Origin of the sequence: Synechococcus sp. 60AY4M2 (assembly GCF_002760375.1) — a bacterium.
Lineage (GTDB): Bacteria > Cyanobacteriota > Cyanobacteriia > Thermostichales > Thermostichaceae > Thermostichus.
On record NZ_AUMZ01000001.1, the window covers coordinates 1,799,139 to 1,810,001 of the forward strand.

The following is a 10,863-nucleotide window of genomic DNA, read 5'->3' on the forward strand; positions in this document are numbered from 1 at the left end:
CAAGGAGGACGAGCATGTTCAAGCGCAGCACCTGGATTCTCTTGGGCTTGGCAGTGGCTGCTCTGCTGGGGTATTTCCTCTTTGACAACTTCCAGCAACTGCGCCAGCAGCAGCAAGCGGAGCGGGCGCGGCTTTTCCACTTTGCCCCCGACACCATTGCCCACATCGAGATTCGCCAGCAGCAAGAGGGGGAACCGGAGGAAATCCTTTTGGAGCGCACTCCTGAGGCAGAAGAGGGATCCCGTTGGCGCATTATCCGTCCCATCCAGTCGGCGGCGCTGGACTTCCCGGTGGAGCAGTTGCTCAACAGCTTCTCCCGCCTCACGCCTCAAATCACGCTGGAAGGGGCTGAGGATTTGGCGGCCTTCGGCCTAGATAAGCCGCGCCACCAGATCGCCCTCTTCCCCCAAGAGGGGGATCCCTACCGCCTGGACATTGGCAACGACAACTTCGACGGCTCCGGCTTCTACGCCAGGCCAGAAGGGGGAGAGGTGGTGCTCTTGGCCAGCACCCAGAAGGGATCCCTCTTGCCTTCTCTGCTGGCTTTGCGGGACAAAACTCTGCTGCGCTTTGACACAGCGGCGGTGAAGTCTCTGCAGGTGCAGTTGGCCGAGGCAGAGCCAGAGGTCGTTCGCTTGGAGCGACAAGAAAATACGTGGCAGATCGTCGAGCCCCGCGAGCTGCCTGCCGATGACCTGAACGTCGACCGTCTGCTCAATACGTTGTCTCGCCTGCAAGCGGTGGAGTTTCCGGCTGAAACCAAAGCGGAGCTGGCTCCTTATGGTCTGGAGAAGCCTTCTGCCCAGCTAACCGTTGAGCTCAAGGATGGCAAGACCCTGACTGTGGTCTTGGGAGCGGAAAAAGAGGGCCAGGTGTACGTCATCACCTCCGAGCACCCGGCGGTGGCCACCCTCCTCACCAGCACCGCCGACATTCTCCGCTCCGACTTCGAGGAGCTGCGGGATCACCGCATCGCCCGCCTCAACCCCAACCAGGTGGGCCCAGTTACCCTGGAATCCCAAGGGGAGCGGGTTACCCTCAATCCTCTGCCCCAGGAGAAGGGATCCCTGGATCTGCGCTGGGAAAATCCGGAGCAACCGGGCCAGCCGGTCAACCTCAGCTCCCTCTTCTCCAGCCTCAATGCCGCCCGCGCCAAGGAGTTCCTGCCGGAGACGGATCCAGACGCCCAAAAAGCCTTGGCCGAGCCAGATCTGAAGCTGACCTTTGAGGCCAAGGGCGAGGACGGTCGGGATCCCTTGAGGTTGAGCTTGACGTCTGCCGGCCTGCGTGCCTATGTACAAAGCAGCTATCAGCCGGATATTGCCGTCATCGACCTCAGCACCTTCAACAGCGTGGAAACCGAAGTGAACCGCTTGCTGGAGGGCAAAGCGGAGGAGACAAGGGACCAACGGGGAGGGTCTTCCTCAGGCTCCTAGCGGTGGCCGGCGGGCTTTTCTTAGCTGGCAGAGGCGGTGGTTGTCTCTTCTTTGGCTGAGGCTGCTTTTTTCAGAGCCTCGCCCTGGATCGTCAACACCGAGCAGGGGGCCCGGTGGAGCACGTAGTTGCTGACGCTGCCCAAAAACAGCTCGCTCAGGCCGGAGTGGCCGCGGCGGCCCACCACAATCAAGTCCGCCTTCCAAGAGCGGGCCAAGTCGCAGATGACCCGACCGGGGTTGCCGTAGTTGAGGCGGTACTCGGCGCGAACTCCCTGCTCAGCGGCTTTCTCCACCAGCGAGCGCAGGTAGTCCATCTGGTTTTGCTCGAAGATGGCACACTGCTCCCGATAAGACTGCCACAGCTCAGCGCTGATGGTGGAGCTGTAATCCACCCCCAAGATCATGGGCGGCTCTGGGGCACCGGGCTCTTCCTGGGACAAAACATGGAGGATCATCATCTCGGCCTGCATGGCCTTGGCCAGTTGGACGGCCTTTTGAAACACTCCCTGGCTCAGCTCCGACCGATCCACCGCCACCAAAATCCTGCTGAACATACCGACTTCCTCCAAATGGCTAACAGATGGGCAAAAGACAAGGCTTGACTTCGGTTTCGACTCCAAGTTCCTTTTTTCTTTGCCCTCATCTATCTGTGTTGTAAAAGAACTGGGCGAGAAAACCGCGGGCATCTCGGATGACCTGTCGGATTGGCAATGAAAGTTCAGAGATCTTGACACAGGTCAGAACTCATCCTCCTGGGCTGTCCACTCTAACACCGCCTGCGCAGCAGTTCCAGCGTCAGGGTGGGGATCCGCCGTTCCTGCCCCGCCCAGGTGCCCAAAGAGCCAGGGGTGGGATAGCCGATGTCGTCGGTTACCGGCAGGCCGTTGCGAGCAGCCATCACCTGAGCCAGCTCAAGGGCAGGGCCATTGTAGTTCACGTAGGGATCGTCCTGGCAGGAGTGGGTAGAAAGGACAAATCGGGGTCGAATCTGGGCCAAACTCGCCAACAACGCTTGTGTCTCCGGCTCGGAGCCTGGGGCCGCTCCCGGCGGATAGCGAGCTTCCAAAGAAGCCGCGATCCAATCTTGCGTGGGCAGATTGCGGTTGAGATCCACGCCGTTGGCGTTGAGCCGTTGCCCTAGGGCACAGCCATCCGGGTTCAGGCATGGGATCGCCCAAAGCGCAGCCCTGCCCTCCAAGGATCTCCATTTCCCAGAAGCCACGTAGCGCTCGATCAGGGCATAGCCTTCCACCTCATCGCCATGTACGCCGCCGACCAGCAGCAAGGGGCGGATCCCCTGGGTGAGCTGCCAAAGGTAAATGGGACGCCCCTGCACCGAGTGGCCGATCACTTGCAGAGATGCCAAGGGCTCACCGGCGCCCAGTCTTGGCAACATAGGGGATCCCAGCAAAACTTGCACCGCTAGAACGGAATATCGTCCGGCTCCGCTGGGGAAGCCCCCCCTCCTTCAGAGGAGTCCACAGTTGCAGACTCACCCATCCCCGTCAGAGAGAGAACCCGCGCCGATCCCAGTTGGTGGACGCGACGCGCGGTGATCTCGGCCAACTTTTCCTTACGCCCATCCCGCTCCACCACATTCATGTGCAGTTGGCCCTCCACCGTGATCTGATCCCCCACGCGGCAGGTGTCCACCACCCGCTGGGCCAGCTCTCCAAAAAAGGCAACCCGCACTTGGTACGGTGGCTCCTCCGGGCGCAAGCTGGGAAAGCGCAGCACCAGTGAGGTAACGGCCAGGTTGTCGGGAGTGTAGCGCAGCTCCGGCTCGCTGGCCACTTCCCCCATCAAGACAATCGAGTTCATGACAGAGCCACTGTAAAGTCTATTGGGGCGTTAAAAGAAGGCAGCTCAACTACCTTTACCATGCCTCCAGACCCGGATCCCGTCAACCTAGTTCACGCGCAGAGTCATGTAGCGCAGGATGCTCTCGTTGATGCGCAGATTTTTCTCCCAGGTGGCCACTGTCCTTGGCTCGGCCTCGTAGTTGAACTGGATGTAGAGGCCTTCCTTGAACTTCTTCATCTCAAACCCGGCAAAGCGGCGCTTGCCTCTGTTGGTAATTTCCAGGCCAGTTGCCCCGTTTTCTCGTAGGAGCGATTCCTGCTCGGTGAGGAGTTGTTGCAAGGGTTCGTCCGAGAGGTCGGGGCGCACGATCAGCATTGTCTCATAGGCGCGGGGCATGGAAGCCAGTTCTCCTTGGGAATCCAAATCAAAAGGTGCAGTAGGCTATCCTAGCTTCTCTTTGCGACAATCGAAAAGGGCCACAGCTCAATTCTCCACCCCTCTGCAGCGACAAAAGCAAGCCTCTTCACAAGAGGGGATCCGTTGTCCGATACAATAGGGGATACTTCGATAGCTGCCGGTTGGCTTAGCCAAGAGACTCTCAGTCGATCGATATCTAGGGTTCCAAGCATGAGCGCAGATGAAGTTTACAGCCGTGTTCGCAAGATCGTGTCCGATCAACTAGGCGTAGAGGACAACAAAGTAACCCTGGAAGCTAATTTCCAGAACGACCTAGGAGCCGACAGCCTCGATACGGTGGAGCTGGTCATGGCCTTCGAGGAGGAGTTCGATCTGGAAATCCCCGATGAAGATGCGGAGGGCATTGCCACTGTGCAGGATGCCGTCAACTACATCCTCTCTAAGAAAGCTGCCTAGCCTGGGAGAGGGCAATTCTGCCGGCTTGCCTTCCTTCTAACCGGAGGGTACCGGGTCGAAACTGCTCATGGTTGTCGTGGATCCTGCCGCCGCTCCTATGTCCATCCCATCCAACTTCCATCGCCGTGTTGTCATCACGGGGCTAGGGGCGATAACCCCCCTTGGCAATTCTCCTGGCGAGTTCTGGCAGAGCTTGCTGGCAGGCCGCTCTGGTATTGGGCCAATTACCCACTTCGATGCCTCTCGCCACGAGTGCCGCATTGCCGGGGAGGTGAAGGGGTTTGATCCCCTCGACTACCTGGATCGCAAGGACGTCAAGCGCACCGATCGCTTTGTCCATCTGGCCCTGGCCGCCACCCAACAGGCGCTGGAGGATGCCCAATTTCGCATTACCGATCTCAACGCTGAGCAGGTGGGGGTGATCTTGGGCACCGGCATCGGCGGCATCCGGGTTTTGGAAGAGCAGCAGACCATCTACCTGCAAAAGGGGCCGGATCGCTGTAGCCCCTTCATGGTGCCGATGATGATCGCCAACATGGCAGCAGGCCACGTGGCCATTCGCTTTGGCGCCAAGGGGCCTAACTCCTGTACGGTGACGGCCTGTGCTTCTGGCTCCAACGCCATCGGCGATGCCTTCCGGCTCATCCAGCGGGGGGAAGTGCAGGTGGCCATTACGGGGGGCACAGAAGCGGCAGTGACTCCCCTCTCGGTGGCGGGGTTCAGCGCCATGAAGGCTCTTTCCACCCGCAACGACGCCCCCGAACAGGCCTGTCGGCCCTTTGACCGGGATCGGGATGGCTTTGTCATGGGGGAAGGGGCGGGGATCCTGCTGCTGGAGGAGTTGGAACACGCCCGATCTCGCGGCGCCAAGATCTATGCCGAGATCGTCGGCTACGGCCTCACCTGCGACGCCCACCACATCACCAATCCCGCCCCCGCGGGCGAAGGTGCTGCCCGCGCGATGCGGCTAGCCCTTAAAGATGCCGGGATCCGGCCTGACCAGGTGCAGCACATCAATGCCCATGCCACCAGCACACCGGTGGGGGATGTAGCCGAGGTGCAAGCCATCAGGGCAGTTTTTGGTGAGCATGCCCCTCGCCTAGCCATCAGCGCCACCAAGTCCATGACCGGCCACCTGTTGGGGGGAGCAGGCGGCATTGCCACCGTGGCGACGGCCCTGGCCATCCACCACGGCTGGGTTCCCCCTACCCTCAACCTGGACAACCTCGACCCCGAGTGCGAGGGGCTGGACTTTGTCCCCCACAGGGCACGGCAGATGGCCGTTGACGTGGCCCTGGTCAATGCCTTCGGGTTTGGGGGGCATAACGTGACCCTGGCCCTGCGCCGCTACTCTTCCAACTAAGGGATCCTGCCCATGTCCACTTCTGAAGGCTCCGCCCCCTCTGTTCGCCAGCAGGCCCTGGCCGCCTTGACGGCGGAGCTGACGCAGCAGGGCCATCCCCCTGAATACGCCCAGCACATGGCGGCGGCAGTGATTTTTCAGGCCGATCTGGATCTCTGCGCCGCCCAGTTGGCGCGGCTGCTGAGTTGGCTAAAGCAAAACCATCCGCAGCTCTATCCAGAGGCAGTGCAACTGGTGGATGCCACCCGCGAGGAGTTTGAGCGGCGGGTTCAACGAGGATAAGAGATTCGTAGAGGCCTGGGGTGCCAAGGCTAGGATAGGGGGTATCTCCTTATCTCCAAGCTCGCTGCCAATTGCCGCGGAGCTGCTCCCCCCTCTCCCTGGGGGAGGGAGCTGGGGGTGAGGGAAAAGTTGTGTTGACCCGCTAGGCATTGGAGATGGCTACTGCGGATGCGAAGTTCCCCGAGCGGATAGCTCAGCCGTCCTCTCAGGAAGAGCCTGGAAAGGGATCCCTGCTGCTCCATGTTGGGGGCATGAGCTGCGCCGGCTGTGTTCGGGTCGTCGAGCAGACCCTGCTGAATCAGCCGGGGGTGGTCAAAGCCAGCGTTAACCTGGTTACCGAATCAGCTCTTGTGGAACTTGCCCCTGGGATCCAGCCTGATCCCGAGCATTTGGCCCGGATCTTGACGGATGCAGGGTTTCCCAGCTCTTGCGCCGCCGGCAGGGGCGATTTTCCCCAAGCTCAGGCTCCTTCCCCCGACGGATGGGACAATGCTCTGGACGCGCCTGCGGATCCCCTCGCGCGGCAACGGCGGCAAGCCCAAGACCACCTTCGCCAGGCCCTCACCGCCGTTTTTTTGCTGCTCATTTCTGCCGCTGGACACCTGGATCTTTTTGCCCGCCTGGGCCTGCCCGTCCTCAACGACGTCTGGCTGCACTGGGGGTTGGCGACGCTGACCTTTGTCGGCCCGGCCCGCGGCCTTGTCCTGGACGGCTGGCGGGCGGCGCGGCGGCTAGCTCCCAACATGAACACGCTAGTTACCCTGGGATCCGGATCCGCCTACCTGGCCAGTCTGGTGGGGTTGCTGGCCCCGCAGGTGGGCTGGGAGTGCTTCTTTGAAGAGCCGGTGATGCTGCTCAGCTTCATCCTGCTGGGGCGGGCCCTGGAACAGCAGAGCCGTCTGCGGGCGGCCAGCAGTTTGCAATCGCTGCTCAGCCTGCGCCCCAGCGTTGCTTGGCGAGTCCGACCCTCTCAACGGTCAGGATCCCCAGCCGAAGACCTGAGCAAAGGCGAGCTGGCGGCAGAGCAGTGCCCCGTGGAACAGGTGCAGGTGGGAGACTGGCTGCAGGTGCGGGCTGGCGAGCAGATCCCGGTGGATGGGGAAGTAATTGCCGGCCAGGCCACGGTGGACGAGGGCATGCTCACCGGGGAATCCCTACCCGTGCTCAAACAGCCAGGGGATCCGGTCGTGGCCGGGACGGTCAACCAATCGGGGCTGCTGCTGTGCCAAGCTACGCGCACCGGCAAAGACACCACCCTGGCCCAGATCATCCGCTTGGTGGAAGAAGCCCAGGCCCGCAAGGCCCCCATCCAGGGCCTGGCCGACCGGGTGGCCGGCTACTTCACCTACGGGGTGGTGGTGCTGGCCCTTCTCACCTTCGCCTTCTGGTACTGGGTTGGGATCCCCTTGTGGGGCAGCGAGCTCCTGAGGGGGGTCGGCCTTCACTCCCCTCTGCACCTGGCGGATCACCCGCCCCACCCCACCCCTCTGCTCCTCAGCCTTAAGCTGGCCATCTCGGTGCTGGTGGTGGCCTGCCCCTGTGCCCTCGGATTGGCGACGCCGACGGCCATTCTGGTGGGCACCGGCCTGGGCGCGGAGCGGGGGCTGCTCATCCGCGGCGGCGATGTCCTGGAGAAAACCCACCGCCTGCAAACGGTTGTCTTCGACAAAACCGGCACCCTCACCCAGGGGGATCCGCACCTAACAGATTGCCTGGCCCTCGACCCCTCTCTGGATCCGGCTCGGCTGCTGCAACTGGCGGCCACTGTGGAAAGCGGCACCCGCCATCCCCTGGCCCAGGCCATTTTGGGGGCCCTCCGCGAGCGAGGACTACCCCTGCTCTCTGCCGACGAGTTTTACACTCAGCCAGGCCTGGGGGCCTCGGCGCGGGTGGAAGGGCAAGAGGTCATCTTGGCCTCCTTAGAGGGGCTGGCCGCCCTAGGGATCCCGATTTCCCCGCAAGCGCAGGCCCAAGCCCAGGCGCTGCTACAAGCTGGCAAAACGGTGGTGGGGGTGGCCGTGGCGGGATCCCTGGTGGGGCTGTTGGCGGCCCAGGATCCCTTGCGGCCCGACGCCCGGGCAACGCTGCAACGGCTTCGGCAAATGGGCCTGCAGGTAGTCCTGCTAACCGGCGACCGAACCGAGGTGGCCCAGCAGGTGGCCCAGGCCTTGCAGGTGCCAGGGATCCGCGTCATCGCCGAGGTGCAGCCGGCAGACAAAGCTCAGGTTATCCGAGATCTGCAGGCCCAGGGTCAAAGAGTCGCCATGGTGGGTGATGGCATCAACGACACCCCCGCCCTGGCCCAAGCTGACGTGGGCATGGCTCTGCACTCTGCCACCGCTGCCGCCCTCGAGACTGCCGATATCATCCTCATGCGCAACCGCCTCTGGGACGTCGTGGAAGCCATCCGTCTCAGCCGCGCCACCTTCCGCAAGATCCAGCAAAACCTCCTCTGGGCCTTCGCCTACAACTGGGTCGGGATCCCGGTGGCTGCCGGTGCGCTCCTGCCCAGCTTCGGCATCGGCCTCAGCCCCGCCCTGGCCGGCGGCCTCATGGCCTTCAGCTCCCTCAGTGTAATCTTCAATTCACTCCTTCTCAGGAGAACTTTTATTAAGTGGTGGATCCCCTGACGAGCAAAATTAAAAAGTGTTAAAGACAACCAATATTCCGCCTACTATCTGTTTCTATTTCCGAAGTTTTACTGACTTCTGCCACAACTTTTGCCCTGCTCAGGCCTAGGAAGCAGCGATCTCGATTAAGTTCAATCAAGGAAATTAATTAGCTTTGACTTTTGAAAAGCCAAATGTAAAATGAGGCTTGCGCTGGCCCAAAGCTGCCTCGTTTTGTACCTTGCGTAGCAAGGGAAAAACCGTGAAAATACTGAAAAAGTCAGATCCGAAAGTTGGAGAGAGGGCAGAGACATGGCAATGCTTGGAGATCTTCAGGAATTTTCCCTAGCCGAGCTGTTGCATTTGATGGAAAAAGGAAAGAAAACAGGCCAACTCTCCATTTGGGGGCCCAATGGCATTTATCGAGTTTGGCTGTATCAGGGGCGAGTGGTGGCGGCCTTGTCTCCCCAAGAAGAGCATCAGTTGGAGCGCTTGCTGGTGCGCTTAAACCTGGTCAGCCAGCAAGTCGTGGCAGATTTGGCCTCCCTCTGCAGCTTGCAGGAGCCTCTGGGCCTTTGCTTGCAGCGGCAGGGGTTTATTTCCCCTGCAGCTTTGGCCAAGCTCTTTCGCTATCAACTGCAGGTGGGGCTTTACAGCCTCTTTGCCCTGGAAGCGGGACAGTTTAGCTTCTTGCCCAACGTGCCCCTGCCCTACCGCGAGATGACCGGTCTGAGCAAAGGAGCCAGTGCCGTGGCTTTGGAAGCGCTGCAGCAGCTTCGGTTGGATCAGCGCCCGGAAGAAAATCTGCCCCAGCCGGACAGCTACTTCTGGCGTACCAGCACCGAGTTGCCCTTGTACAAACTCTCGCCCCTGGAGTGGGCAATCTTGGAGCAGGTTTCGCCCGCTCGCAACCTGGTTGAGTTGGCCCAAGCCCTAAAGGCAGATCTCTTAGAAGTCCGCTATGCCTGCGCCCGCCTGGCCAAGCTGGGGTTGCTCAGCCCCTGCGACAGCTCGGCCGCTTCACCCCAGCCTGCGCTTGCGGCGGCTTCTAAGCTTCTCCCCAACCTTCGGGAAGAGAAGGAGCCGGTCAAGCCTTCCTTGGTCAGCCGCCTATCTACTCTCCTCAAAACCATGCGCGAAAAATAAGCCGGTAGAGTAAAATTCTATTGCATGCTCCTACGCCGGCTTTACGAAGTTAATTTAGGTAAAGATAAACTGGATGGCTGTAACAGATCTGGACCAAAGCAACACAAAAGTAATAGGAATTGATGCCAAAATCTTACGCAGCTCAACGCTTAGACTTTATCTCTCCAAAAAGATCGTTCATCAGTAGAATTGCTGCCAGGTTGAGTACTTGAGCGAAGATGGCTTTGCCGTCGCTACACGGTTGTTGACAGGGAATCAGGGAATGAGAATGGTGGTGTCCGTGAGGATCCCTGAAAGCGCCAATATTCAACTTAATGGAGGCTAAAGAATTGCCATGGCTATCGTTGGAGACCTCCAAGAATTTTCCCTTCCCGATCTGTTGCAGCTCATCGAAAAAGGCAGCAAAACAGGTCAACTTTCCGTCTGGGCCCCAAACGGCATCTACAAAATCTGGTTTTACCAAGGTCGGGTGATTGCAGCTCTGCCCCCCGAAGAGGAACATCGCTTGGAGGGTTTGCTGGCCCGCTCCGGCCTGGTTAGCGAGCGGGTGGTGGAAAAGCTGGCCTCTTTCTGTGGCCCGGAAGAGCCGCTGGGGCGGTGTCTGCAGCGGCAGGGGTTAATTTCGCCTGTGGCTTTGGCCAAGCTCTTTCGCCACCAACTGCAGGTAGGTCTCTACAGCTTGTTTGCCCTGGAAGCGGGCCAGTTCAGCTTCTTGCCTAGTGTGCGCCTGCCCTATCGCGAGATGACCGGCCTGAGCAAGGGTGCCAGTGCCGTGGTTTTGGAAGCGCTGCAGCAGCTCAAGCTGGACCAGCGTCCTGAAGAAAGTCTGCCGCAGCCGGACAGCTACTTCTGGCGCACCAGCAGCGAGCTGCCCTTGTACAGGCTTTCGCCTTTGGAGTGGGGAGTCTTGGAGGGAGTTTCCCCCTCTCGCAACCTGGCTGAGTTGGCCCGGGCGTTGGGGGCAGATCTTCTGGAAGTGCGCTATGCCTGCGCCCGCCTGGCCAAGCTGGGGCTCATCAGCCCCTGTGATGGCCCAACGGCCATTGTTCCCTCTTTGCTGGTTTCGGACAAGTTGACGGCGGTGGCAGAAAGCTTGGAAGCTGCGAAGGAAAAGCCGAGCACCAAACTACCCTCTTTCTCACAGGGAAGCGACCGGGTTAAGCCCTCCCTCGTCTCGCGGCTGGCTACTTTGCTGAGGGGGGTTCGGGATAAGTGAGAGATTTTTGAGCGAGGAGATCTTCTGGCAGATCTTTGCAGTACAGCCTGTTAAGGGCTCAAGGGGTACAATAGCAGCACTTAGCAAACCAACTTCGGAAGGAGGATGGATTGATCAGTAGTAAAGAAGTCTTCA

Annotated in this window: 11 protein-coding genes; 7 read left to right on the forward strand and 4 right to left on the reverse strand. The window is 60.3% G+C overall.

Features of this window, described 5'->3' with window-relative positions; translation table 11 throughout:
* Nucleotides 1-14: 14 nt before the first annotated feature.
* Nucleotides 15-1,436: a DUF4340 domain-containing protein gene (locus SYN60AY4M2_RS07870; RefSeq protein WP_099812665.1), complete on the forward strand. Its 1,422-nt coding sequence runs from the start codon at nt 15-17 to the stop codon at nt 1,434-1,436.
* Nucleotides 1,437-1,456: 20 nt separating this feature from the next.
* Here SYN60AY4M2_RS07870 and SYN60AY4M2_RS07875 read toward each other — a convergent pair whose 3' ends face one another.
* The 4 genes from SYN60AY4M2_RS07875 to rpsF form a co-directional block, all read right to left on the reverse strand.
* On the reverse strand, nt 1,457-1,990 hold the full coding sequence (locus tag SYN60AY4M2_RS07875) for a universal stress protein (RefSeq protein WP_041438695.1): 534 nt from the start codon (nt 1,988-1,990) through the stop codon (nt 1,457-1,459).
* Between the two features lie 212 nt (nt 1,991-2,202).
* The gene (locus SYN60AY4M2_RS07880; protein ID WP_099812667.1) at nt 2,203-2,832 is read right to left on the reverse strand and encodes a M14 family zinc carboxypeptidase; all 630 of its coding nucleotides are present in this window, start codon (nt 2,830-2,832) and stop codon (nt 2,203-2,205) included.
* A gap of 26 nt (nt 2,833-2,858) precedes the next feature.
* Nucleotides 2,859-3,257, reverse strand: coding sequence for a single-stranded DNA-binding protein (locus SYN60AY4M2_RS07885; protein WP_099812668.1), 399 nt, complete (start codon nt 3,255-3,257; stop codon nt 2,859-2,861).
* An 87-nt stretch (nt 3,258-3,344) separates the two neighbouring features.
* Complete coding sequence (gene rpsF / locus SYN60AY4M2_RS07890; protein ID WP_011431645.1) at nt 3,345-3,635, reverse strand: 30S ribosomal protein S6; 291 nt, start codon at nt 3,633-3,635, stop codon at nt 3,345-3,347.
* A gap of 231 nt (nt 3,636-3,866) precedes the next feature.
* On the opposite strand from rpsF, the gene SYN60AY4M2_RS07895 reads away from it, so the two are divergent.
* The 6 genes from SYN60AY4M2_RS07895 to SYN60AY4M2_RS07920 all read left to right on the forward strand — a co-directional run bounded on the left by SYN60AY4M2_RS07895 (nt 3,867) and on the right by SYN60AY4M2_RS07920 (nt 10,728).
* Nucleotides 3,867-4,112, forward strand: a complete 246-nt coding sequence (locus SYN60AY4M2_RS07895; protein ID WP_099812669.1) for an acyl carrier protein — start codon at nt 3,867-3,869, stop codon at nt 4,110-4,112.
* A 97-nt stretch (nt 4,113-4,209) separates the two neighbouring features.
* The gene (gene fabF / locus SYN60AY4M2_RS07900) at nt 4,210-5,475 is read left to right on the forward strand and encodes a beta-ketoacyl-ACP synthase II (protein ID WP_099812670.1); all 1,266 of its coding nucleotides are present in this window, start codon (nt 4,210-4,212) and stop codon (nt 5,473-5,475) included.
* Nucleotides 5,476-5,487: 12 nt separating this feature from the next.
* Nucleotides 5,488-5,757 carry a hypothetical protein gene (locus SYN60AY4M2_RS07905; RefSeq protein ID WP_099812671.1) on the forward strand — a complete coding sequence of 90 codons (270 nt, stop codon included), beginning with the start codon at nt 5,488-5,490 and terminating at the stop codon, nt 5,755-5,757.
* 155 nt (nt 5,758-5,912) lie between these two features.
* Nucleotides 5,913-8,387 carry a heavy metal translocating P-type ATPase gene (locus SYN60AY4M2_RS07910; RefSeq protein WP_346426362.1) on the forward strand — a complete coding sequence of 825 codons (2,475 nt, stop codon included), beginning with the start codon at nt 5,913-5,915 and terminating at the stop codon, nt 8,385-8,387.
* A gap of 291 nt (nt 8,388-8,678) precedes the next feature.
* A complete protein-coding gene (locus tag SYN60AY4M2_RS07915) occupies nt 8,679-9,512 on the forward strand; it encodes a DUF4388 domain-containing protein (protein ID WP_099812672.1) in 834 nt (277 codons plus the stop codon).
* A gap of 334 nt (nt 9,513-9,846) precedes the next feature.
* Nucleotides 9,847-10,728, forward strand: a complete 882-nt coding sequence (locus SYN60AY4M2_RS07920) for a DUF4388 domain-containing protein (RefSeq protein WP_011431638.1) — start codon at nt 9,847-9,849, stop codon at nt 10,726-10,728.
* Nucleotides 10,729-10,863 lie beyond the last annotated feature (135 nt).